This window comes from Citrobacter sp. Res13-Sevr-PEB04-36, assembly GCF_015672735.1.
GTDB lineage: Bacteria > Pseudomonadota > Gammaproteobacteria > Enterobacterales > Enterobacteriaceae > Citrobacter.
In genome coordinates, this window is the sequence record NZ_JADABY010000012.1 from 13535 (window position 1) to 39222 (window position 25688).

The 25688-nt window shown below is 54.3% G+C and carries 18 protein-coding genes and 3 tRNA genes; 8 read left to right on the forward strand and 13 right to left on the reverse strand.

Translation table 11 applies throughout. From position 1 onward, the window contains the following. The first annotated feature begins 75 nt into the window (after positions 1-75). The 3 genes from IMQ48_RS03185 (at position 76) to IMQ48_RS03195 (ending at position 492) form a co-directional block, all read left to right on the forward strand. A tRNA-Met gene (locus IMQ48_RS03185) sits at positions 76-152 on the forward strand. A 152-nt stretch (positions 153-304) separates the two neighbouring features. Continuing rightward, positions 305-381: transfer RNA gene (locus IMQ48_RS03190), tRNA-Met, on the forward strand. A gap of 34 nt (positions 382-415) precedes the next feature. After that, positions 416-492 (forward strand) — tRNA-Met (locus IMQ48_RS03195). 74 nt (positions 493-566) lie between these two features. Here IMQ48_RS03195 and amiC read toward each other — a convergent pair. Next, positions 567-1820: an N-acetylmuramoyl-L-alanine amidase AmiC gene (gene amiC / locus IMQ48_RS03200; RefSeq protein WP_196207879.1), complete on the reverse strand. Its 1254-nt coding sequence runs from the start codon at positions 1818-1820 to the stop codon at positions 567-569. 235 nt (positions 1821-2055) lie between these two features. On the opposite strand from amiC, the gene argA reads away from it, so the two are divergent. Next, positions 2056-3387, forward strand: a complete 1332-nt coding sequence (gene argA, locus IMQ48_RS03205; protein ID WP_196207880.1) for an amino-acid N-acetyltransferase — start codon at positions 2056-2058, stop codon at positions 3385-3387. A gap of 154 nt (positions 3388-3541) precedes the next feature. Here argA and recD read toward each other — a convergent pair whose 3' ends face one another. The 12 genes from recD to rppH all read right to left on the reverse strand — a co-directional run bounded on the left by recD (position 3542) and on the right by rppH (position 21951). Continuing rightward, complete coding sequence (gene recD, locus IMQ48_RS03210) at positions 3542-5377, reverse strand: exodeoxyribonuclease V subunit alpha (RefSeq protein WP_196207881.1); 1836 nt, start codon at positions 5375-5377, stop codon at positions 3542-3544. Next, positions 5374-8919: an exodeoxyribonuclease V subunit beta gene (recB, locus tag IMQ48_RS03215; protein ID WP_196207882.1), complete on the reverse strand. Its 3546-nt coding sequence runs from the start codon at positions 8917-8919 to the stop codon at positions 5374-5376. The genes recD and recB overlap by 4 nt, the downstream gene beginning before the upstream one ends. After that, positions 8912-11800 (reverse strand): pitrilysin, encoded by a 2889-nt coding sequence (gene ptrA / locus IMQ48_RS03220; protein WP_196207883.1) that lies wholly within the window; start codon positions 11798-11800, stop codon positions 8912-8914. Before ptrA ends, recB begins: the two co-directional genes overlap by 8 nt. A gap of 177 nt (positions 11801-11977) precedes the next feature. Further along, positions 11978-15346: an exodeoxyribonuclease V subunit gamma gene (gene recC / locus IMQ48_RS03225; protein WP_196207884.1), complete on the reverse strand. Its 3369-nt coding sequence runs from the start codon at positions 15344-15346 to the stop codon at positions 11978-11980. 12 nt (positions 15347-15358) lie between these two features. After that, positions 15359-15682, reverse strand: a complete 324-nt coding sequence (locus tag IMQ48_RS03230; RefSeq protein ID WP_196207885.1) for a prepilin-type N-terminal cleavage/methylation domain-containing protein — start codon at positions 15680-15682, stop codon at positions 15359-15361. Further along, positions 15667-16074, reverse strand: a complete 408-nt coding sequence (locus IMQ48_RS03235; RefSeq protein ID WP_196207886.1) for a DUF2509 family protein — start codon at positions 16072-16074, stop codon at positions 15667-15669. Before IMQ48_RS03235 ends, IMQ48_RS03230 begins: the two co-directional genes overlap by 16 nt. After that, on the reverse strand, positions 16071-16634 hold the full coding sequence (locus IMQ48_RS03240) for a prepilin peptidase-dependent protein (protein WP_196207887.1): 564 nt from the start codon (positions 16632-16634) through the stop codon (positions 16071-16073). The genes IMQ48_RS03235 and IMQ48_RS03240 overlap by 4 nt, the downstream gene beginning before the upstream one ends. Then, positions 16625-17095, reverse strand: a complete 471-nt coding sequence (locus tag IMQ48_RS03245) for a prepilin peptidase-dependent protein (RefSeq protein ID WP_196207888.1) — start codon at positions 17093-17095, stop codon at positions 16625-16627. Before IMQ48_RS03245 ends, IMQ48_RS03240 begins: the two co-directional genes overlap by 10 nt. Positions 17096-17279: 184 nt before the next feature. Continuing rightward, complete coding sequence (gene thyA, locus IMQ48_RS03250; RefSeq protein ID WP_135324456.1) at positions 17280-18074, reverse strand: thymidylate synthase; 795 nt, start codon at positions 18072-18074, stop codon at positions 17280-17282. Positions 18075-18080: 6 nt separating this feature from the next. Further along, positions 18081-18956, reverse strand: a complete 876-nt coding sequence (gene lgt / locus IMQ48_RS03255; RefSeq protein ID WP_115257571.1) for a prolipoprotein diacylglyceryl transferase — start codon at positions 18954-18956, stop codon at positions 18081-18083. Positions 18957-19161: 205 nt separating this feature from the next. Further along, positions 19162-21408 carry a phosphoenolpyruvate--protein phosphotransferase gene (gene ptsP / locus IMQ48_RS03260; RefSeq protein WP_196207889.1) on the reverse strand — a complete coding sequence of 749 codons (2247 nt, stop codon included), beginning with the start codon at positions 21406-21408 and terminating at the stop codon, positions 19162-19164. 12 nt (positions 21409-21420) lie between these two features. Further along, entirely contained in the window at positions 21421-21951 is a 531-nt protein-coding gene (rppH, locus tag IMQ48_RS03265; protein ID WP_135324454.1) for an RNA pyrophosphohydrolase, read from the reverse strand. 684 nt (positions 21952-22635) lie between these two features. Here rppH and mutH point away from each other — a divergent pair. From mutH to IMQ48_RS03285, 4 genes are all read left to right on the forward strand, one after another. Further along, complete coding sequence (mutH, locus tag IMQ48_RS03270) at positions 22636-23328, forward strand: DNA mismatch repair endonuclease MutH (RefSeq protein WP_196207890.1); 693 nt, start codon at positions 22636-22638, stop codon at positions 23326-23328. Between the two features lie 78 nt (positions 23329-23406). Further along, positions 23407-24120 carry a TerC family protein gene (locus IMQ48_RS03275; RefSeq protein WP_096755846.1) on the forward strand — a complete coding sequence of 238 codons (714 nt, stop codon included), beginning with the start codon at positions 23407-23409 and terminating at the stop codon, positions 24118-24120. A 142-nt stretch (positions 24121-24262) separates the two neighbouring features. Continuing rightward, positions 24263-24481, forward strand: a complete 219-nt coding sequence (ygdR, locus tag IMQ48_RS03280) for a lipoprotein YgdR (RefSeq protein WP_000758660.1) — start codon at positions 24263-24265, stop codon at positions 24479-24481. A 107-nt stretch (positions 24482-24588) separates the two neighbouring features. Further along, complete coding sequence (locus IMQ48_RS03285) at positions 24589-25629, forward strand: NADP(H)-dependent aldo-keto reductase (RefSeq protein WP_196207891.1); 1041 nt, start codon at positions 24589-24591, stop codon at positions 25627-25629. The last annotated feature ends 59 nt before the right edge of the window (positions 25630-25688 follow it).

The window sequence follows — 25688 nt, forward strand, 5'->3', positions numbered from 1 at the left end:
TTCATCCTAAAACAGTGATCCACGTAAAAAAAGGTTGCATGAAATCGTTAGCAGAGTATAGTGCGCATCCACGGACGCGGGGTGGAGCAGCCTGGTAGCTCGTCGGGCTCATAACCCGAAGGTCGTCAGTTCAAATCTGGCCCCCGCAACCAATTAAAATTTGATGTAAGATTTTTGCGAAGTAGTTCGAATCACAGCAAGGCGGCAACGCAGTGAATCCTTAGGAGCTTACTCCAGTAAGTGACTGAGGTGAACGAGGAAAGCCAACGCCGATGTGGTTTGAAATACAAAGCAAAAAGACGGACGCGGGGTGGAGCAGCCTGGTAGCTCGTCGGGCTCATAACCCGAAGGTCGTCGGTTCAAATCCGGCCCCCGCAACCAATCAAATTTGATAAAATAGAAAGCAGTACGGTGACGCGGGGTGGAGCAGCCTGGTAGCTCGTCGGGCTCATAACCCGAAGGTCGTCGGTTCAAATCCGGCCCCCGCAACCAATACATTAAGCACCCTGACGGGTGTTTTTTTGTTTCTACGGCCCGTAAAAAAAGCGCTTTTCAGCGCTTTTTTGTTATCCCCTTCTTGCCAACGTCGCCCCATCGGCAAAATACGCTTTGATCCCTGCCAGAATGGACTCCGCCACTTCCTGCTGGAACGTCGCTGTTTTGAGCTTACGCTCTTCTTCAACGTTACTGATAAACGCTGTTTCCACGAGGATAGACGGAATATCCAGTGCCTTCAGTACCGCAAACCCGGCCTGTTCAACCTGATTCTTATGCAGATTATTCACCTTACCGAGCTTATTCAGCACCGCTTTACCAAACTTCAGGCTGTCGGCGATAGTCAGTGATTGCACCATATCGAACATAGTGTGGTCGACGTAGCGGTCACCACTCTTGCTGACGCCACCAATGAGATCCGAGGCGTTCTGGGTTTGCGCCAGAAATTTTGCGGCCGTACTGGTCGCGCCTTTGGTGGAGAGTGCGAACACCGACGAACCGCTGGGCTGTCGGCTGGTAAACGCATCGGCGTGAATAGAGACAAACAGATCGGCACGCTGTTTCTGGGCTTTGGCCACGCGTACCTTCAGCGGAATGAAGATATCTTCATTTCGCGTCATAAAGACCTTCATGTTGCCTTCTTTCTCGATCAGCGCACGCAAACGGCGGGCAATTTGTAGCACCACGTCTTTTTCACGTGTCTTGTATTTCCCCACGGCACCGGAGTCTTCTCCGCCGTGACCGGGATCGAGCATAATGACAATCGGACGATCGCGCCCCGCTTTACCCGGCTGCGGACCACTTTGCGCAGGCGGCACCTGCTTATCCAGATCGCCCTTATTGTAATCTTCAAGCAACGCCAGCAGAGGATCCTGTACATCCTGGGCATTGGCCGGATAGAGATCCATCACCAGACGTTCTTTAAAGCCCGCTACCGGTGCCAGTGCAAAAAGCTGTGGCTTCACGTTTTGCTTCAGCTCAAACACCATACGCACGGTCTGCGGGTCAAACTGCCCGACTCTTGCCGACTTGATGTACGGGTCGTCCGGGCGGATCTGCGTCCCAATGCCCTTGAGCACCGAGTTCAAATTGACGCCTTCAATATCTACCACCACACGCTCAGGATTACTCAGGGCAAACTGTTTGTATTTCAGCAGACGATTGGATTCTACGGTGACGCGAGTATAGCTGGACGCTGGCCAGACGCGCACCGCAACGACCTGACTCACGGCAGCCAAACCAACCTGACTGACGCTCAAAAGCCACATAGCACCCGCACCTTTCAGTAAACGGCGGCGACTGATTGCTGAATTGGATCCCGACATGCTTCTCCCGAGCAAAAGAAATCTTTAGTAGAGGTAATACGTAAAACGTCCGAATTGACCGGAAACTTTAACGAATGACGCATAATCTGTCATCTACAAAAGGGTAAACATTCTTTTTATATTCACGGCATTACTGGGAAAAATCTTTAGCAGGAATAAAAATTACGCTTGCGCACAACGCAAAAACAGAATAAAAATACACAAATTACGAATAATCATGCAATAGAGGTGTGCCGTGGTGAAGGAGCGTAGAACCGAGCTGGTACAGGGATTCCGCCATTCTGTTCCCTATATCAATACCCATCGGGGAAAAACGTTTGTCATTATGCTGGGCGGCGAAGCCATCGAGCACGAAAACTTTTCCAGTATCGTCAATGACATTGGCCTCCTTCATAGCCTCGGCATTCGCCTGGTTGTGGTGTATGGCGCGCGACCACAGATTGATGCCAACCTTGCTGCGCATCAGCATGAGCCGGTGTACCACAAAAATACGCGCGTGACTGACGCCAAAACGCTGGAGCTGGTCAAACAGGCAGCTGGTCTGCTCCAGCTTGATATTACTGCACGCCTGTCAATGAGCCTGAACAATACGCCCTTACAGGGTGCGCACATCAACGTGGTCAGCGGGAATTTTATTATCTCCCAGCCGTTGGGCGTGGATGACGGCGTCGATTACTGCCACAGCGGGCGCATTCGTCGTATTGATGAAGAGGCGATTCACCGCCAACTGGACAGCGGCGCCATTGTTCTGATGGGACCTGTCGCCGTTTCCGTGACCGGCGAGAGCTTTAACCTGACGTCTGAAGAGGTCGCCACTCAGTTAGCCATCAAACTGAAAGCGGAAAAGATGATCGGCTTTTGCTCCTCGCAAGGGGTGATTAACGATGATGGCGATATTGTGTCCGAACTGTTCCCCAACGAGGCCCAGGCGCGCGTTGAAGCCCAGGAAGCGATCGGTGACTACAGCTCCGGTACCGTACGCTTCCTACGGGGTGCGGTCAAAGCCTGTCGTAGCGGGGTACGCCGCTGCCACCTGATTAGCTATCAGGAAGACGGCACGCTGTTGCAGGAACTGTTCTCACGCGACGGCATCGGGACGCAAATTGTGATGGAGAGCGCCGAGCAGATCCGTCGCGCGACCATCAATGATATCGGCGGGATTCTGGAGCTGATCCGCCCGCTGGAGCAGCAAGGTATTCTGGTACGCCGCTCCCGCGAGCAACTGGAAATGGAGATCGACAAGTTCACCATTATTCAGCGTGATAACCTGACCATCGCCTGTGCCGCCCTGTACCCTTTCCCGGAAGAAAGAATTGGCGAAATGGCCTGCGTGGCGGTGCATCCAGACTATCGTAGTTCATCGCGTGGCGAGGTTTTGCTGGAGCGGATCGCCGTGCAAGCCCGACAAATGGGGCTCAGCAAGCTGTTCGTGTTGACCACGCGCAGCATCCACTGGTTCCAGGAGCGCGGCTTCACCCCGGTGGATATCGACCTGCTGCCGGAAAGCAAGAAAGAGATGTACAACTATCAGCGGCGGTCAAAAGTGCTGATGGCAGATTTAGGGTAGTGGTCGTTGCCGGATGCGGCATAAATGCCTTATCCGGCCTACATCACTGGCACATCTTTGGTAGGCAGATCGTAGGCCTGATAAGACGCGTTAGCGCCGCCATCAGGCACACCGCAGCCGGATGCGGCATAAATGCCTTATCCGGCCTACAAACTTACTCTGTAATACCGTCATTAAATAACGCCGACAGCCCGCTGCGGCGTTCTGTGCGAATAGCGACAGCCGCACTTAATATCCGCTCATCGGCGTACAGCGACAGGCGGCGACGTGCGCGGGTAATTGCGGTATATACCAGTTCGCGGGTGACAACGGGCGAGTGCTGGCTGGGCAAAATCAACGCCGCATGATCAAATTCAGACCCTTGCGATTTGTGCACCGTCATCGCCCAGGTGGTTTCATGTTCCGGCAAACGGCTGGGCTGCACCGACTTGATGGACCCATCCGGCAAAGCGAACCATACCCGCAGCCCCTGCCCGCGATCGAGCGCAATACCGATATCTCCGTTAAACAGCCCCAGCGAACTGTCATTACGCGCAATCATCACCGGTCGCCCCTCGTACCAGCGGGTATGCGCGGAACGCTGGATTTTACGTTTTTGCACCATCACCTGTTCAAGGCGTTCATTCAGTCCGATTACGCCGAATGGCCCTTCTCGCAAGGCGCACAGCAGCTGATATTCATTGAATGCCTGAATGACAGCCCCTGGCTCTGCGCCTTCGCGCAGCAAATCCAGGTAGCGACCATATCCGGCTAACGCCTCTTCAAGCATAGCGGCATAGTCTTCCCCGCTGTGCAGGGTACGTTTTTCGATATCGCTAAATCCCTGCTGGAATACCGTTTTCAGCGCGGCTTTATCACCGCGATTAATCGCCGACGCCAGCTGGCCGATACCGGAATCACTGCCGAAACGGTAGCTTTTTTGCAGCAGACAGAGGCTGTCCCGCAAAGAGGCGGCCAGGGTGCCCACGCCCGCAGGAATGGTGCTGCCGGTCAACCGACTCAGCTGTTTTGCACGTTCGGGAGTAAACCCCGCATTCACAAAGGCACAGATATCTCCCAGCACCGCGCCCGCCTCAACGGACGCCAGTTGGTCGCGATCGCCAAGAAAAATCACCCGCCCGTGCGGCGGTAGCGCATCAATCAGGCGTGACATCATGGGCAAATCAATCATCGAGGCTTCATCCACCACCAGCACATCAAGATGCAGGGGGTTGCCCGCATGATGGCGCAGGCGCTGGCTGCCGGGCTGCGCACCCAACAGCCGATGCAACGTACTGGCATCATCCGGAATGCGTTTCTTTTGCTCATCGGTCAGCGGCAGCTCACGCAGTGCCGCGCCCAGCGATGCGGTCAGACGCGCCGCCGCTTTTCCCGTCGGTGCCGCCAGGCGAATACGACAGCGCTCGCCGTCGGTTATCTGAATCAATGCCGCCAGCAGCCTCGCAACCGTGGTGGTTTTACCGGTTCCCGGACCGCCGGAGATCACCGATATACGGCGAGTCAGCGCCACGGCCGCCGCCACCTTTTGCCAGTTAACGCCCTCTTCTGTTCGCGGAAAAAGCGTCTCCAGCGTCTGGGCCAGCCGCGACTCATCGACGTCGATTGCCTGGTTAACTTCACTGAAAAAGCGGGCGACCGTACGTTCGTTATTCCACATCCGATTCAGGTACAGGCGATCGCCGTACAGCACCAACGGAGTGGGACGCTCGCCGCGACTCACCGCCACGGAGGCCAGCAGGCATTCAGTCCAGTCTGCTGGCTCACCCGCTTCGCCCAGCCAGGCGCTCAGCAGAGGATGGGCGTCTTCGCTTAAGGATAAACGGGAAAGCGGTAAACAGACGTGTCCCTCACCCGCTTCACGACTGAGTAGCGCCGCTGCCAGCGTGACCGCAGGGTTATCGTTACCGGCAACCGCCAGCGCAAACTGGGCATCCAGCGCCCGGAGCTGCTTTTGCTCTACCGCCTCCAGTAATCGCGTTTGGATTGTCATAACGTCTCCTCCAGTGTCGCACCGGCAAACATCTCGTCCATCAAGGCAACCAATTCTGCGTCAGGTCGGGTCGCGTAAATACCCTGCTGCGGTTGTTCGCTGTCAACGCCGCGCAGGAAGAGGTAGATGACGCCGCCAAAATGACGTTCATAGTCGTAGTCTGCGATGCGATGACGTAAATAGCGGTGCAGCGCCAGGGTATAAAGCTGATATTGCAGATCATAGCGATGCGCCTGCATGGCAGCGGCCATCGCCTGCTGGGTGTACGCCGTACTGTCTTCACCCAACCAGTTAGACTTGTAGTCGAGCAGGTAATAACGCCCCTGATGACGAAACACCAGGTCGATAAACCCTTTCAGCATGCCGCGTACCTGCATAAAGTCCAGCGGAGGACAGCCCGCCGAGAGCGGGTCATACTGGCGGATCAACGCATCCAGTTGGCTGGCAATCAGCGGCTGCGAAATCGGCAGATAAAACTCCATCTCCACCTGTTTTTCATGCGCTGAAAGTGCGCTCAGGCTCACGCCAGTTTCGTTGAGCGGCGCATGCAAAATGGCCTCCAGCCACGGGGTCAGAACCGGCGCCCAATGTGCGTCATACCCGCCAAGCGCGAGTTGTTCCTGCACCCAAAGCGGGTCCACCGGCTGGGTAAAATCAAGCACTTCAAACAGGCTATGCAGAAATGTTCCCGGCGACGCCCCACGCGGAAACTGGTGCGGCGTGAGTCCGGACTCCACAATCGCTTCGCCGACGCCCGCCGCATCAACGTCCAGCCGGGGGATCAGATCCTGCGCGATACCGTGCCCGCGCTGTTGCAGGCCGGAATAACTGGTAACGCGCCAGTTATCGCCTGGCAGGCGCGGTAGCGTCCGCGCACTCAACGGCTCGCGGCTTTCTTCAGCAGAAAGCCAGCGTTCGGTGTCCGGTTCATCAGGGACCCGACAGGCAATATCATCACTACAAAGCGCGTCAATGGCGGCGCGCAGTCCGGCAGCGTCCATCGGCTCGCCTTTTTGCAACAGACGGCCCAGCGCGCTTTGATGCACATCGGTGTCACCTTTTTTATCTCCCCGGCGGCGTACCAGCGGCGCAACGCCAAGGCTGCAGTGCCATACCGAACGGGTCAACGCGACGTAGAGCAAACGCAGGTCTTCCGCCAGACGTTCAACCTCAGCCAGCTCGACGCTCTCATCGGCCTGGCTGAGATCCAGCACCGCTTCAAACGAACGGCGATCGTGATAGAACGCCTGATCCTGCACGCGAAAATGGGTAATGAAAGGCAGCCAGACCAGCGGGTATTCCAGCCCTTTCGATTTGTGAATGGTAACGATTTTGACCAGGTGCTTATCGCTTTCCAGCCTGAGCTGCTGGCTGGACGCGTTGCTGTCTGGCTCAAGAATATGCTGGGATAACCAGCGCACCAACGCATGCTCGCTTTCCAACTGCGAACCTGCCTCCTGTAGCAGCTCGCTAATGTGCAAAATATCGGTCAGGCGACGCTCACCTCCCGCCGTTGCCAGCAGGTTTTCCGCAATCTGGCGCGCCGACATCAGCGCGCGCAGCATCGGCATCACGCCGCGCTTGTGCCAGAGCTGACGGTATCCGTCAAACTCCTCGACTACCGCATCCCAGGCATGCTCATCATTATTGAGCGTTTCGATATCCTGCGCATTCAGCCCCATCATCGACGTTGCCAGCGCGCTACGCAGCGTATTTTCACGCTCCGGCGTCATCACCGCCTGCAATACCCACAGTAGTTCCTGCGCTTCGAGGGTTTCAAAGACGCTGTCACGGTTGGAAAGATAGACCGACGGGATCGCCAGTTGCGTCAGCGCATCGCGGATAAGCGCCGCCTCCTGGCGACTGCGCACCAGCACGCTGATATCCGACGCGCGCACCGGTCGTGATGTTTTAGCGCTCGTCAGAAGTGCCTCGCCCGCGTGTCCGGCTTTCAGCCAGTCGCGAATTTGCGTCGCACAAACCCGGGCCATGTAATTCTGATAGTCACCGACACCGCAACTTTCCCCGTCCATTAACCACATGTTGATCGCTGGCTGTGTTTCACCGTTCAGGACAAACCGCAACGACTGATTTTTTTCGGCGGATTTCACCGGACTAAAGGGGATTTCGCGGAACATAAAGGCGTCGGTCATCTGGCTAAACAGCGTATTCACACCATTAACCATGCCAGGCGCCGAGCGCCAGTTGGTGTCGAGCGTATAGTGCGCGCTCACTTCGCTGCGCGCCTTCATATAGGTAAAAATATCCGCGCCGCGAAACGCGTAAATCGCCTGTTTCGGGTCGCCAATCAGCAGCAGGGCCGTATCCGGCTGATGCTGCCAAATACGGCGGAAAATGCGATATTGCTGCGGATCGGTGTCCTGGAATTCATCAATCATTGCCACCGGAAAACGGCTGCGGATGGCTGTCGCCAGTGCGTCGCCGCTTTCGCTGCGCAGCGCCGCATCGAGACGACTGAGCATATCGTCAAAACCCAGCTCACCGCGTCGACGTTTTTCTGCAGCCACCGTTTCGCGGATCTCCGCCAGTGCCCGTGTGATCACCAAATCGCGAATGGTCAGCGGCTCAGCGAGCAGTTCATCAATGGCAACAAAGAGCGGATGCTGTGGCGTGACGCCGCCCGCTTTGGTGCGATCCTCCAGAAAACGCTGGGAGAATTTTTCCAGAGCATCCGGCAGTTGATAACTTTGCGTTTCTTCCTGCGCCCAGGCGCTTATCTTCTCGATCCATTTGCCCTGATTACCCCGGTTAAACTTACGTCGGTCGATCCCGGAGGCCTCCAGCAATCCGTCCAGCTCATCAACCGAATCGCACCATTGCTGCTTGATTTGATTGATGCACGCGAGGATTTTTTCGTGTCGGGATGCCAGCGTTTCATCAGCTGACGGCGGCGCTTTAATGACCGGCGCTTCCCCTTGCAAGTAGCGATCGATATCCCTCAGCAGCGCCTGCGGCCCTTTCCACGTTTCAAAAACCACCTTCGCAATGTCGCGAGACAGCGGGTAGCAATGCCGACGCCAAAAGTCCGCGCAGGCCTGATAACGTAGCAGTGATTCATCTTCAATCAGCTGTTGTTCAAACAACATGCCGGACTCAAAGGCATTGAGACTGAGCATGCGCTGACAAAAACCGTGAATGGTAAACACCGCCGCTTCATCCATCTGTCGTTCAGCCAGCAGCAGCCACTGCGCGGCCTGCTTTTTATCGGCAATTTCATCTAACAGACGGGCGTACAGCGGGTTTTCGGTGGTTTCACGCAGGCAGGCAATACGCAGTTCATGGATGTTGCTACGAATACGTCCACGCAGTTCTTCAGTGGCCGCCTCCGTAAAGGTGACCACTAACAGCTCTTCGACGGTCAGCGGGCGGGGAAAGGCGGCAGAGCCGCCCAGTCCAAGTAGTAAACGTAAATACAGGGCGGCGATGGTAAAGGTTTTACCGGTGCCTGCGGAGGCTTCAATCAGACGCTCGCCCGTCAGGGGCAAGCGGAGAGGATCAAGGGACTCAGCGGCATCATTCATTCTTTTCACTCATCAGGGGTAAGGTTTGCTGCAACGCGCTGACAGTCTGCCACACTTTCCAGCCTTCCGGGCGCACATAGTCTGCCTTCCCGTTCTGACTGCCGGAAACCTGTGACAGTATCGCCATGCCTTGCGGCTCAACCACCGCCTGATGGAAGAAATCGGCAAGCTTTTGCGGCGTCAGCAGTTTAATCTGAGCCACGATTTTATCACGTGAATCGAAGCGCATATTACCCCGATCGAAATCTTTGCTTAACTGCGAAGCTTCTGCCCCCAACGTTTGCGGCGCCTGCAGCATTTGCGCAATGATAGCCTGCTGAATTTGCGCGAACTCATCGGCTTTCATCGCCCGCAGCTTCGCTTCCGCCGTGGGGAAAAATGCTTTGTAGCGGTCCCACAGATAAGACGGCTGCTTGTCACTGCTTTGCAGAAGGAAGCCCATCCCCCACTGACGGCCCACACTCATCGGGAAGGCAAATACGGCATAGCCCAACTGCTCTTCGGTGCGCAGCTGATTGTAGAACCACGGCTGCACAATCTGCCCTAACATGGCGCTGTAGGCAGAGCTGGTGTATTCATCGTAGCCGGTGGGGACAAATACTGCCGCCAGCGCGGAGTCTGTGCTGCTGCCCGCTTTTTCAAAGATAACGGACTGCTTTTTGTCCACCACCACATCTTTGTTACGACACCACTCCGAGCCGTTAGCACCCAGCTGTTTCTGGATGTCCCGCGCCATGGTCTTCGCCTGCGCCTCGCTCATATTACCAATCACGAGGAATTCAGGTCGCGCCCCGGCTTTTAACGTGTCACGGTAGGTCATCACCTCATTTAAGGTAATGGAAGGCAGCAGCTTACGGCGCTCATCACGCGAGAAGTACGGCACCTGAGAAAGCATCTGTACCGGCATAATCGCCTGGTCGTAGGCTTTGCCTTTTTCTGCGGAGTCCATCATCTGCGCGTACCAGGACTTCGCCTGTTCCAGCTGTTCGTCCGTAGAGGTATAGCTGAAATAGCCGCTCAGCAGCGCCTGAAAAAGCTGCGGTAAACGTTGTGTATAGCCGTTGGCGTTGAGCATCAAACCGTTGTTGGCGTTGGTCGAGAAGCCAATACCGCCCACCGCAGCCTGGTTACTCAACTGGTCAAGCGCAATGCCTGCCAGGTAATCGTTAAGCGCGAATAACACCTGGTTTTTGGCGCTGTCCATCGCCTTCGGGTTACGCAGGATCACGCTGACGTCGGCCTTCGGCTCAGTGGCAAAATACTGGCTCGGCGCATAGACCACGCGTAAATCCGGCTCATCGACGATCAGATCCGGATGCGCATATTTTTTATCCGCTTTAATCAGTGTGAAATCATCAGGAATATAGGGGTTCAACTCTGGCAAAGACAGCGCAATGCCCTGCGCTTTTTGCTGCCAGTCAGCGAAGGTTTTGTCGCTTATTTTATCGACCTGATAAGGCGCATCAACAAAGTATGCGGTTTTGTTGTGCGGCTCTTTCGGGCTGATGTACCAGATACGCGCGTTTTGCGGCGTCATCATCGCCAGACGCTGCTGCACGGCTTTCGCATCGTACTGGTCGGCAATATTTACCGCATCCAGCGTATGCTCTACCGGAACGCGGATCATGGTATCTGCCAGCCATTCCACATAGTCCATATCACGGGTGATGGACGGATAGCGGAAGTCGAGATCCAGCACGTGCGCCAGCTCGTCGAAATAACGTTTATCGACGCCTTTATCGCGTAACAGGTTGAGATAGCTGAAGATGGCCGCGACCACTTCATCGCGATTCGCCAGGCCTTTGTCGGTTAAGGTCGCGGAAATAGCTAATACACCGCTGTTACCGTTGACCACCGGATCAGAGTCCGCACGGATGCCTTCCACTAACCCCTGTTTTTGCAGCCAGTCAGACAAGGTACCAGGGCTGCGGTTGCCAATCAGGTACGTCACCAGCTCATCCGTTTTACTGCGAAACTGTGCGCTATTGTTATCAATACGAAACTCAATGCGCAGCACTTTACGCGGCATCGCCGGGACATAGTGGATTATGATGCCTTTTTGCGCGTCGGTAACTACCGGGACGGTGATTTCCGGCTTTTCGATATTTTTGTTCGGCACCCGTCCGAAGGTATCAGCGGCTATCCGCGCCAGTTCTGGCAGCGGTTTATTGCTGTAAATTACCGCCTTCATCACGTTTGCCGAGTAGTACTTTTCATGAAACGTCTGTAAAGCCTGCAGCACCGGATTACCCGGCTTGTCGCTCAGCGTTTGCAAGTTACCGCCGGAGAAGCGCGAGCCCGGGTGCGCCGGGTTAATGGTCTCGGCACTCACCTGCGCCATACGCATACCGTCACGGGTACGCGCCAGCGTCAGCTCAGAGTTGACAGCATTGCGCTCGCGATCGGCATATTTTTTATCCAGCAACGGTTCGGCAATGGCGTCCGCCAGACGATCTACCGCCCCGACCAGCGCGTCGTTTTCAACTTCAAGGTAGAAAGCCGTGCGATAAGGCGCCGTGCTGGCATTGTGACTGCCGCCGTGCATTTTAAGGAATTCCGCTAAGCTGTCCGGCTGCGGGTATTTTTTCGAGCCCATCAGACACATATGTTCGAGGTAATGCGCCAGCCCCTGATGCTCGTCGGGATCTTCCAGAGACCCAACCGGCACCACCAGTGCGGAAAGGGATTTCACGGCCTGAGGATCGGATACCAGCAAGACGACCATGCCGTTATCCAGGCGCACAGCCTGATACTGGCGGGTATCTTTATCGCTTTTACGGATGGTTTCAGCTAAGGGCTGCCAACCGGTATCTGCCTGACTTACGGGCGCCCAAAGGGCGACGAACAACAGTATTGCGCAAAACCAGGTGCTGCGGGGCATTCACAAACCTCATCATTAACGTATTCACCTGTTCACAGCAAACCACGCTGAAAGGCGGGGTCTGAACAGGGCAAGACTTTGTGCTGAACGAGTCAGCATCTTATGTGTAAGAATCAGTCCGTGACAGAAAGCGCATCATAGAGGAAGCCATCCAGCTGCGCAATTTTTATACAATCATCATGACTGATTAAAGCGAAATAATGGTAACAAAAAGCGTTGAGACTGCGACACGATGGCCTCTAGTGTATCCTGCTCCAGCTGACGCCACAGGCGTTGATACCAGATATCATCGCCCTCACCGCGTACCATCATGTTGCCTTCGTAAGCCTGCAAAAACTTACTACGCGCTTTTTGCCGCGTATCATCGTCCTCTAACATGGCATCATTTGCGGCGTCATAACAGGTTTTTATCCACGCCCCACCGCTTTCCGGTAGCACCAGCAACGGCGATGACATGCCCTCGCGATACCCGTCAATAAGCTGCGCCAGGTAAAGCATTGCCTGTTCGGCATCCAGTGGCGGGAAACGCCACTCTGCGTCTTTACGCAGGAACAGTCGACTCTCTCCCGTTCCGCCACTGGCACAATAGACAAGATGTTCCAGCCAAAGTTGCACGCCCTGAGAAACGCTTATCAAAGATGGGCGCCAGCGCAACAAGCCGTCCTGCTGAACCTGCGGTAGCCACCCGGTGATATGCACGCCATTGCAGTTGAGATCGATTTCCATGCTCTGACCCGGCTGGCGGCAGGCGATAATACGCTCGGCCAGCGACTGCATTTCCTGGCGCTGGGTATCCCACAGAATTTCGCCAAATGCCCCATAAGGCAGTGAGCCCGCCGCACGGAAATGACGGAACAAACGCTCTGCGTCATGCTCTTCAACCAGCGTGTTAAGCAATTGCTGATTAAGCTGATAGCGGGTTAATCCTTCAAGGATAAAGGGTTCCGTCTCCGGGATTTCACTCTCTTCAGAGCGGAAGTTCACCTGTAGCCGCATCTGGAAAAAAGCCCGCACCGGGTGTGCCCAGAATCTCTGCAGCGTCTCCAGCGTCAGGGTTTCAGGCATGACATATGGCAGTGGCTGCACAAAATCAGTGTGCGCTTTGCCTGTCAAGCTCGCCGCCGGCAGCCACTCCCGGGCATAGCTTTGCTGTTCGCCCGGTAGATAGTTTTGTGCGTCAAAAGGCATACGGGTATGCAAACGAGTAATGTGCGCTTTTACCCGGGCTTCGCTTTCATCACAGGTGAGCGCTTCATCACCCGGCAAATAGTGGCTTTGTCCAATGTAGTCCAGCAACTCCTGCACCAGCACCGACGGGAAGCGCTCGCTGTTGTCCTGGATTGAACGGCCAATGTAGCTGATGTAGAGCGTTTGCTGCGCCGAGATCAGAGCTTCCAGAAACAAATAGCGGTCATCATCGCGGCGGCTTCGGTCGCCACGCATCGGCTTTTGACTCATCAGATCAAAACCTAAAGGCGCAAGCTGGCGCGGATAAACGCCGTCGTTCATGCCCAGCAGACACACTACTTTGAAAGGAATCGATCGCATCGGCATCAAGGTACAGATATTGACCGGCCCCGCAAGGAAGCGCTGGCTAATGCGTTCCTGGTCGAGCCGTTGCGCCAGCTCATCGCGTAACAGCGAAAGCGGCACGGCCTCACCGTATTTAGCCCCCAGACCTTCAGCAATAATGTCCTGCCACTGATCTTTAATCAGCGTCATTGCCGCTTCGGTATCCACATCCGGCAGGAAGAAATCATTGAGCATGTCGTTGCAGACAGGCAACCACTCTTCCAGCGGACGTTCCTGCGCCAGACCCCGACGCCAGAGATTCAGTTTCATCAACAACGAAGCCAGGTGCCCCACCAGTTCGGCGATCAAACCGCTGGACTCATCATACGGCAGTACGGATTGCCACTCCCCCTGCGCACTTTCCATCGCATAGCCCAGCAGCATGCGCGTCAAACCAAATTGCCAGGTGTGTTGGCCTGTCGGCGGCAGTGCCAGTTCACGCACGTTGTCATCATCAATGCCCCAGCGAATGCCAGACTCATTCACCCACAAGCGGAGGTAGCGCAGCCCTTCTTCGTTGATATTGAAGCGCGCCGCCAGCACAGGAACATCCAGTAAGGCCAGCACATCCTCGGAGACAAAGCGGCTGTCCGGCAACGACAGCAGGCTAATAAACGCCTGTAAAACAGGATGGGACTGCCGCGCGCGACGGTCAGAAATGGCATACGGTAAATAGCAATCGGCCGGTGCGCTGCCAAAAACAGCCTGGATAAAGGGGCTGTAGCTGTCGATATCCGCCACCATGACGATGATATCGCGCGGCGTCAGCGTTGGGTCCGCTGCAAGCATCGCCAGCAGGCGATCATGGAGAATTTCCACCTCTCGCTGCGGGCTGTGGCAGACATGAAACGTTACGCTGGTGTCAGTCGGCTCAAGTAAGCGCTTATTATCGCTATGCGAATACTCCTCCAGATTAACACCCGCCACGGCCCGGCTTTCCAGTTCGAGGATATCCGACTGAATGTTATGCAACAGATTGTCGGGCGTGATATCCACAAACGCATCCAGCTCCTGAGTGTTTTCCAGCTCTGAAAGCAGGTAAATATAGTCCCGCCCCAGTTTGCCCCACGAGGCCAGCAGCGGGTTACTGACATCCTGTTCGCCGTCGCTGTTAAACAACTCTTCAGCATTCTGGCTATCACGAAACAGCGGCAGATGACGTTCTTCAAAGCTATGCCGACGCTGGCGTGCCAGCAGCTTTGCCAGATACGCGGGATCTTTAATATCGCCCCAGTAGTAACGACATGGATTAGTAAACAACAGATGAATTTCAATGTGCTTACCCAGCGCCTGCAGCGCCTGAAGATACACGGGCGGCAGTGCGGAAATACCGCAAATAAAGACGCGAGCGGGCAGCCCCTGCGGGCAGCTTGAGGCATTTTCCAGGGTCTGAATAAATCGCTGATATAAATTAGCGCGGTGCCAGCGCTCTTGCCCCAGCTCAGCGGTGTATTCCACCAGCGCTTTCCACAACGGTGCCTGCCAGGCCTGAGACTCTCCCAATCCTTCAACCTGTTTCCCCGCCTCCCACTGCGTCAGCCAGTCAGGACGATAGACTAAGTACTGGTCAAACAGGTCAGCGGCACGTGAGGAGAGCTGAAACAGCTTACGTTTGTCGGTATCGTCCGTCAGATACTGGCGCAGTAGCGTGAATGCCTCGTCGTCCAGCAACTGCGGCAGCAGCGTCATCAGCTTCCAGCTCATACTCTGCTTGCTGAACGCACTTTCTTTTGGGATATCCGGCAGTACCCGCACAAACATATCCCAGATAAAACTCGCAGGTAGCGGGAAGTCAATATTGGCGGCAATGCCGAACTTCTGTGCCAGAGTCATTTGTAGCCATTGCGCCATGCCGGTACTTTGAACCAGGATCATTTCGGGTTCAAAGGGATCGTCGAGCCGGTCGCGCTCAACGATATATTCCATTAACGCTTCCAGCACATCCAGACGATTGGAGTGGTAGACCCTTAACATAGCGGCTCCTGACTACTGACTGTTCGGGCAGTGCAGACGCGTCATTTGACCTTGCCTGCCTAGGGGTGAAGAAAGTTTGACGTTGATGCTGACACATCCCGCCCGCGTTGTCTGCATTCGGTTTACCTGCCAGTTTAACGGCGGCGAAAATGCCGTCATCTGGGTTTGCATCCACGCATGACGCCATAGCTGCTGATACTGACTTCTGATGAGGAAACTGTTCATCAACACACGTTGATACCCCGACAATGCCGTCACAATCATTATCATAAGTACCATTGCCAACATCACTTCTGGCAGGCTAAAACCGCGTTGCCGGTTCAGGGTAGCAGACATAGCGCTGCCTCCCTTAGTGGGCAGAAATCGCTCCAGCCGTGTGCGGAGAAGACGATATTACCGTCGATTACTTCGCCCTGCCGCCATAGTGATATCCCTTCATAATGTGCAATAAGCAACACGTTATTATCGCCATGCAATCGCAGGCAAACCGCTGCATTCGCTGTTAAATCACGCCGACATTGCACGGCGGACTGTGATAACCAGGACTGCATACGTCCCCATTCCATGGCGGATTGCACCACAGCCTGGCGCTGCAAAGCCTGACTTTCTATGGCAACGCGCGAAGCAAAACTGGCCTCCTGTTGGCTAAGTCCCTGCAGCAGCAAACCACCGAGTAGCAGAAGCAAAAGCACCATCGCCAGGGACGATACGCCGCGCTCCCGGTTCACAGATTAAACCCCGTCACGCTATAGCGCGCTTCAACAACTTTTTGTGGCTCAATTTTGCTGATTCCGCGTAGACGTAAGGTCAGAACAGGCGCAAATCCGCTGATGTTCTGGCGTTCAACCTGAAATGTCTCAATCAGTATCGCGTCAGGATCGGTCATTTTATCCCAGCCCTTTCCGTCGCAGGATGTCGCACCACGCAAGGTTTCCAGCACCTGTTCTTGTAAACGAAAGCCGATCAGGTCTGCGTCTTTTGCCGGGGTGACCTCCCAAACGCCGTTGCCGTTGGCATCCCAACGCGCAATCACGCAATCACCGTGACCCGATATCACCAGCCCTTCACCGCTACAGTTTCCAGGACAGTACCCCGCCCGCTGGAGATGTTTCGCCACCGTATAGACTCGCTGCCAGAGTTCATCTTCAAGAGCTAACTGGCGCGTGTTAAGCAAAATATCGCGCTGAAGCGCCGGTAAAAAGCGCGTTGCCCCCAGTAGCAAAACGCTGCTGATGGCCATTGCTATCAGCACCTCCAGCAGTGAAAAACCACGCTCATTTACCGACATACATTTGCCTCATCACGCTCACAAAGCCGGATTCGCCCCCAGCCCGATATCACCACCCACCATTCGCCCGCCGCATTTTTCAGGCCAATATGCCCGGCCCACGCGGTGTTGCGCAGGCCAAAAAAGGCCAGTGATGGCGTCATGTCTGTCATCTCGACATCGTCCCAACGCGGGGTTAACACCAGCGTAGAGGCGGGTTTACAGGTATTTTGAGCCGCAGCAGAGCTGACCAAACACCATGAGGTTCCCTCTCTGATAACGCCAATGACATGATCGCGGTTGTGCCAATTAGCATCCTCACGCAGTTGCAGCAAGTAGTCCCGCACCTGACTGGCGGTTTGCCACAAGCGTTGCTGTTGCTGCCAGCGTTGCCAGCCATACAGCCCTGACGCGCTGAGCGTGACGATGATGAGCATGACCACCAGCGTTTCAATCAGCGTATAGCCTTGTTGTTTTTTCATGCCGCCAGTATGGCGTCGAGGATAATAATCGCGAGCGGGAAATTCGGGTTGTTCGGCGAGCTTCGGGGAATATTTACTTCGTTGCAGCGCATTACTAAATTACAGGAACCAGCATCGAAAAACTGAATTTTGGGCAAAAAAAACCGACGCGCAAGGGCGTCGGTCGTGGCAGGATCGCGGTCGATTAGATAGCAACCGGCGCTTTAATACCAGGGTGCGGATCGTAACCTTCAATCTCGAAATCATCGAAACGATAGTCGAAGATAGAGTCAGGCTTACGCTTGATGACCAGCTTCGGCAAGGCGCGCGGTTCGCGGCTAAGCTGTAGGTGAGTTTGATCCATATGATTGCTGTACAGGTGCGTGTCGCCGCCTGTCCAGACAAAATCACCAACTTCAAGATTGCACTGCTGCGCCATCATGTGTACCAGCAAAGCGTAGCTGGCAATGTTGAACGGCAGGCCGAGGAACACATCGCACGAACGCTGATACAGCTGACAGGAGAGCTTACCGTCTGCCACATAGAACTGGAAGAACGCATGGCACGGTGCCAGCGCCATCTTATCCAGTTCGCCTACGTTCCACGCAGAAACGATGATACGGCGAGAGTCCGGGTCATTCTTCAGTTGGTTAAGCACCGTGGTGATCTGATCAATATGGCGGCCATCTGGCGTTGGCCACGCGCGCCACTGTTTACCATAGACCGGGCCCAGATTGCCGTTTTCATCTGCCCACTCATCCCAGATAGAAACGTTGTTTTCGTGCAGATAGGCCACGTTAGTGTCGCCCTGCAAAAACCACAGCAGTTCATGAATAATAGAGCGCAAATGGCAGCGTTTAGTGGTAACCAGCGGGAACCCTTCCTGCAGATTAAAACGCATCTGATGTCCAAAAATGGAAAGCGTTCCGGTTCCGGTACGGTCGTTTTTCTGAGTGCCTTCATCCAGCACTTTTTGCATCAGTTCTAAATACTGTTTCATGATTCCTCAGGAAGCGTGTTGCTGTGGGCTGCGGCGGTACGCCCAAACCATCATAATGATACCAGCGACAATCATCGGGATAGACAAGATCTGCCCCATGCTGATGTACTGTACCCATTCGCCGGTAAACTGCTGATCCGGCTGGCGGAAAAATTCAACGATGATACGAAACGCGCCGTAGCCAATCAGGAACAGACCGGAGACCGAGCCCATCGGACGCGGTTTACGAATGAACAGGTTAAGAATGATAAACAGCACCACGCCTTCCAACGCCATCTCATAAAGCTGAGATGCGTGGCGAGGCAGCGAACCGTAGGTATCGAAAATAGATTGCCACTGTGGGTTGGTTTGCAGCAGTAAGATGTCTTCGGTACGCGAGCCCGGGAACAACATGCTATATGAGAAGTTCGGGTCAACGCGTCCCCACAGTTCGCCGTTGATAAAGTTGCCCAGTCGCCCTGCACCCAGACCAAACGGAATCAACGGAGCAATGAAATCAGACACCTGGAAGAACGAACGTTTGGTGCGTTTGGCGAAGATAATCATCACCAGAATCACACCGATAAGACCACCGTGGAAGGACATTCCTCCATCCCAGACGCGGAACAGATACAGCGGATTATCGAGGAACAGCGGGAAGTTATAGAACAGCACGTAACCGATACGCCCACCGAGGAACACCCCGAGGAAGCCTGCATAGAGTAAGTTTTCAACTTCGTTTTTGGTCCAGCCACTTCCCGGGCGATTCGCGCGGCGCGTCGCCAGCCACATCGCGAAAATAAACCCCACCAAATACATCATGCCGTACCAGTGAAGTGCGACGGGTCCAATTGAGAAAATGACCGGATCGAATTCCGGAAAATGCAGATAGCTACTGGTCATCTGTCACCACAAGTTCTTGTTATTTCGCTGAAGTCAGACAGCAATTGATAAGCGCGCCTGTATGATACAGGCGCTCCGAAGGTGCGAATGATAGCACAAGGGGATCACAGCGGATGCCGGGAAGATGTAAAAGATCTGTATAGGCAAGCCAGACACCACCAGGGATGCCTGATAGCACAGTGCTTATCAGGCGGACAATTCAGACTTACAGCCCCCCGCGAATCAAACCGCCCATACCGCGGCGTTCCATAAATGCCGCCACCTGATGGCGCACTTCTGTTGCCAGTTGCGCTTCCAGGCTGCGCTGTGCCAACGTTTGTGCCTCGTCAAAATCGATGTGGCGTAGCAGGTATTTCACGCGCGCAACGGAACGACCGTTCATCGACAAGTGGCGAAAACCCAGACCGATTAAAATGGTCACACACATCGGGTCACCCGCCATTTCACCGCACAAGCGTAAATCAATACCGCTTCGCTCTGCTTCCTGAGCAATCATCGCCAACGCGCGTAACATCCCCGGATGCAGACTGTCATAGATGCTGGCGACCCGCGTGTTGTTTCGATCGACCGCCAGAATATACTGGGTCAGGTCGTTGGTCCCGACCGAGATAAAATCAACTCTGTTCGCCAGATGCGGCAGCATAAAGACCATCGACGGAACTTCTAGCATGATGCCGATGCGCGGTTTTGGGATCGCATAACCGATCATCTCTTCCACTTCGCGTCCGGCGCGCTCAATCAGACGTCGTGCCTCGTCCACTTCATCAATACTGGTGACCATCGGTAGCAAAATACTCAGGTTGCCGGTTGCCGCGTTGGCACGCAGCATTGCGCGGACCTGGATCAAAAAGATCTCCGGCTGATCGAGCGTAATGCGGATCCCACGCCAGCCAAGACACGGATTCTCTTCACTGATTGGCATGTAAGGCAACTGTTTATCAGCCCCAACATCAAGCGTACGCAGAGTCACCGGCTTGTCGTTAAACATCTGCAGCATGCCTTGATACTGGGCAACCTGTTCTTCTTCCGAAGGAAAACCGCTTTGCAGCATGAACGGTATTTCGGTGCGATACAGCCCGATGCCGTCGATCCGGCTTCCCAGTTTTTGCTCGTGTTCCGGGCTTAATCCAGCGTTAAGCATAACCTTAACGCGCTCGCCGCTTTTCAACTGGGCAGGCTGATTAACGTCATCTTCTGCCAGACGGCTCAGTTCAATCTCTTCACTGATGAGTCGCTGATATTCCTGGATCAATACCGGTTCAGGATCAACCAGCACCTCACCGCGATAACCGTCCACCACCAGCGTGCGGCGGTGTAATACCGATGGCTGAATATCAGCCCCCATCACGGTAGGAATGCCCAGCGCGCGCACCATAATCGCCGCGTGGGAGTTGGCGGCACCATCTCTGACCACCACGCCAACCAGTCGGTCCTGGGGTAGTTCGGCCAGCGTGGTCGCAGAAAGCTCATCAGCCACCAGTACGAAGCGTTCCGGCCATGCATTCGGCCCCTGGATCGAATCGTCAAGATGGAACAGCAGACGCTGGCCGAGCGCACGTAAATCCCCGGCCCGCTCTTTGAGATAGTTATCACTCAGGGCGGCAAACTGTTCAGCGAACTTCTCAATAATGGTCTTAACCGCCCATTCCGCCACCGAACCGTTATCCACTTCCGCAAACAGTTCGCGGCGCAGGCGGGTATCAGAAAGCAGGTGCGAGTAGAGATCGAAGATCGCCGCCGTTTCTTTCTGTGCTCCTGCGGCAAAGCGCTTGCTGTAACGACGGAATTCGTTCGCGGCTTCTTCCAGTGCCCCGGTCAGCCGTTCGCGTTCCAACGCGGGATCCAGCGTTGACGCCTGATACACCTGCTCCATCAGCGGTAGCGTGGCATCCTGCCAGCCTTCGGCAATCGCCACGCCGGGTGCTGCAGGCAACGCACGAATGCGCGTTTGCCTGTACTGACCAAACAACGCGGTGAGCTGCGACTGAGAAAGAATGGCGGCCATTTGCGTGGCGAGCGTCACGAGGAATGATTCTTCGCTTTCATCGTACTGGCGCAGTTCACGCTGCTGGACCACTAGCACACCCAATAGCTGGCGGCGCTGAATGATTGGCACACCTAAAAAGGCGCGGAACCGCTCTTCTTTTACCGAAGGAATGTATTTGAAGCTGGGGTGTTTTTGCGCATCGGCGAGGTTGATAGGTTCCGCCAGCCTGCCAACCAGGCCAACGATACCTTCATCAAACGCGAGTGCAACAGTGCGGCCGCGTGGTTTTTTGAGTCCCCGGGTCGCCATCAGGTAATAACAACGTCGGTCGTGATCGGCCAGATAAACCGAGCAGACCTCTGTATCCATCGCAAGACAGATGTCGGTAACCAGAATATTCAGCGCCTCATTGAGACGCGGAGCACTGGCCACCTTTTCGACTATTTCGCGCAGGCGGGTGAGCATAATTTGCGTAGCTTAACCTCTTTTACGTCTGTACGCCGGTGCGCTTTGCGGCTTAGGAGTACTCTCCTGAAGCGCCATCACAACACTTGCGAATTCTTTCATCACCCTGCGATAGACATCGCGTTTAAATGACACTACCTGTCGAACCGGATACCAGTAACTCACCCAACGCCAACCATCGAATTCGGGCGTGCTGCTGGTTTGCATATTGATCTCAGCATCGCTGCTTATCAATTGCAGAAGAAACCATTTTTGTTTCTGGCCGATACAAACCGGCTTCGTGTCCCAACGCACCAAACGTTTCGGTAACTTGTAACGCAACCAGTTACGAGTAGAAGCAAGGATCCGGACATCTTTACGACTGAGGCCCACTTCTTCAAACAGTTCCCGGTACATCGCCTGCTCTGCCGTCTCTCCTGCGTTAATCCCACCTTGTGGGAATTGCCAGGAGTGCTGACCAAATCGCCGGGCCCACATGACCTGCCCCTGGCGGTTACAAATTACTATCCCTACATTCGGGCGGTAGCCATCGTCATCAATCACCGGACTACCTCAACATAAACCTCATATATAAACGATTGTTTCACACTCCAGAGAGGCGGTAAACCACTCTGTGAAGCGCACGAGACTCTAATAACAATTGAATAACTCACAGCAAAGGACTGAGTTATAAACAGAGGTAGGCTGAGTTAGGCGATTTTATTCACCTTTTCTGTGGATATAGTTGTGAAGAAGTACGGAATTACTATGGGAAAACCCGGAACAGTCTGAATAAGACCACCGTCACATATAAAAATTAGTCTTCTATATTCATTGAGTTAAAAGCAATTGCAGCGAATAAACGCCCAGAAATGTGATGTGCGTCACGCATGCGATCCTCGAGCTGATGAAAGATCAACCAGCGTTGGTTTTATCCACAGATTGTGCCAATAAGTTAGGCACAATTTGTGTGAAAATTCGATTTTCGTCGCACGTCAAGGCTGTAAATTGAAACAGTAGTGGGGGTTTTTCACAGTTATCCCATCTTTCTGTGGATAACATGGTGTAAGATCCTGTTCATTGTCAGTGACCAGAATTGGAAAACCCAATCGGCTGTTGCGCAACTCTGCGTAGCGGAATCTAAAAACCAATAAAAATCAGCCAATTGAATAAAGCCTGTGGAAAAAGATAAACTCTGTCCACTCGGTATAAGATCATTGTTCATTTTTTCACCTAAAGGTTAACTCAATGCCAGAGCTCCAGCCACTGCTGTCCCCCCCTGAATCAGAAGCCCAGCTGCTTGCCCAGGCACGACAGCTCTCGGGTTACACGTTAGGGGAACTGGCGGCAATGGCGGGAATAGTGACGCCCAACGATTTAAAGCGAGACAAAGGCTGGATCGGCGTGCTGCTGGAAATTTGGCTCGGGGCCAGCGCGGGCAGCAAGCCGGAACAGGATTTTGCCTCACTGGGCGTAGAGCTGAAAACGATCCCTGTGGACAACCTTGGCAGACCGCTGGAAACCACCTTCGTTTGCGTGGCTCCCTTAACCGGTAATACAGGCGTAACGTGGGAGACCAGCCATGTCCGCCACAAGCTTAAACGCGTACTCTGGGTGCCAGTTGAAGGGGAACGCAGCATCCCGTTAGCACAACGGCGCGTAGGTTCTCCGCTACTGTGGAGTCCGAATGAAGAAGAAGACTATCAATTGCGCCTGGACTGGGAAGAATTGATGGACATGATTGTGTTAGGCCACGTCGAGCGCATCACCGCCCGCCATGGGGAAGTGTTACAGCTGCGCCCAAAAGCCGCCAATGCGAAAGCACTTACCGAAGCCATTGGCGCCCACGGCGAACCCATCCTGACCCTGCCGCGCGGTTTTTATCTAAAAAAGAACTTCACGCGCGCATTGCTTGAGCGACATTTCTTGTTCCAGGCGTAATAGACACCGTCTGGCCTTTCACCCGCCGCATTACGGGCCTATAATTACCGCTTCTTTTTTTTGGCAGGACTTTGTTCGATGTTATTTGCATGGATAACCGATCCTAACGCCTGGCTGGCGCTCGGTACGCTGACGCTGCTGGAGATCGTTCTGGGGATCGACAATATTATTTTCCTTTCCTTGGTAGTTGCCAAACTCCCGACCGCGCAACGCAGTCATGCCCGACGTATCGGGCTGGCGGCAGCGATGATCATGCGTCTGGCACTGCTGGCGTCTATCGCCTGGGTAACACGTCTGACCAACCCGCTGTTTGAGGTGTTTGGTGAGGCAATTTCAGCGCGTGACCTGATCCTTCTGCTCGGTGGATTGTTCTTAATCTGGAAAGCCAGTAAAGAGATCCATGAATCGATTGAAGGTGAAGAAGAAGGGCTGAAAACGCGCGTATCCTCGTTCCTCGGGGCGATTGTGCAGATCATGTTGTTAGACATTATCTTCAGCCTGGATTCCGTCATCACCGCTGTAGGCTTGTCCGATCATTTGTTTATCATGATGGCGGCGGTGGTTATTGCCGTCGGGGTAATGATGTTTGCAGCACGCCCAATAGGCGAGTTTGTCGATCGTCACCCCTCGGTAAAAATGCTGGCACTCTCTTTCCTGATTCTGGTCGGCTTCACGCTGATTCTGGAAAGTTTCGATGTGCATGTGCCGAAAGGGTACATTTATTTCGCCATGTTCTTCTCTATTGGTGTAGAGACCCTGAACTTGTTGCGCAATAAAAAGAATCCGCTCTAACGCTTTTGTCGCTCCCCGCAAGGGGAGCGATGACCCGCGTCACCTTTTCTTCTCACAGATTAAGATTTTACTGCTTTCGTCCAGCATAACTTCGCGTTATTACTAAACTAGTGTCAGACGCAGGCCATGTGAGGATAAATAGATGAAAAAATGGGCAGTTTTAATTTCCGCCGTAGGATTGGCTTTTGCCGTTTCTGGTTGCAGCAGTGATTATGTGATGGCGACGAAAGACGGTCGTATGATCCTGACCGACGGCAAACCCGAAATTGATGACGATACCGGTCTGGTGAGTTACCACGATCAGCAAGGCAATGCGATGCAGATTAACCGCGACGACGTATCTCAAATCATTGAGCGTTGATGGTTGAGGTCAGCCACGCTGCTGGCCTTAACAATTTTGCTTCCCTTTTTCCCTTCCCTCAGCCATTTTTATAATCCTTATGTTGTGATTATAAAAAGGAAACGGCTATGCAATATCACCGTATACCCCACAGCTCGCTGGAAGTCAGTACACTGGGGCTGGGCACAATGACGTTTGGTGAACAAAACAGCGAAGCCGACGCACATGCACAGCTTGACTATGCCGTTGCACAAGGCATCAATTTAATCGACGTTGCCGAGATGTATCCGGTCCCGCCACGCCCGGAAACCCAGGGCCTCACGGAAACCTACGTCGGTAACTGGCTCGCTAAACACGGCAACCGTGAAAAACTGATCGTCGCCTCGAAGGTCAGCGGTCCATCGCGTAACAATGACAGCGGTATTCGTCCTAATCAGGCGCTGGACCGCAAAAACATTCGTCAGGCGTTGAACGACAGCCTCAAACGCCTGCAAACCGATTATCTGGACCTGTATCAGGTTCACTGGCCACAGCGCCCAACCAACTGCTTTGGCAAGTTAGGCTACAGCTGGACAGACTCCGCTCCGGTAGTCACCCTTCTGGAAACGCTGGAAGCGCTGACCGAATTTCAGCGCGCCGGGAAAATTCGCTATATCGGCGTGTCCAACGAAACCGCATTTGGCGTGATGCGCTACTTACACCTTGCAGATAAACACGATCTGCCGCGCATTGTCACCATCCAGAACCCCTACAGCCTGCTGAACCGCAGCTTTGAAGTAGGACTGGCGGAAGTCAGCCAGTACGAAGGCATTGAACTGCTGGCCTATTCATGCCTGGGTTTTGGGACGTTAACCGGTAAATACCTGAACGGCGCGAAGCCTGCCGGTGCGCGCAATACGCTGTTTAGCCGCTTCACGCGCTACAGCAGCGAGCAGACGCAAAAAGCTGTCGCCGCCTACGTAGATATCGCCAAACGCCATAACCTGGACCCGGCGCAGATGGCACTGGCCTTTGTGCGTCGCCAGCCGTTTGTCGCCAGCACCCTGCTGGGGGCGACGACCATGGATCAGCTAAAAACCAACGTCGAAAGTTTGCATCTGACGTTAAGCGAAGAGGTACTGGCAGAGATTGAAGCGGTGCATCAGGTTTATACCTATCCTGCACCGTGATTTTGGTATGTGGTTTTCTTGCCGGATGACGGCGTAAACGCCTTATCCGGCCTACAAAA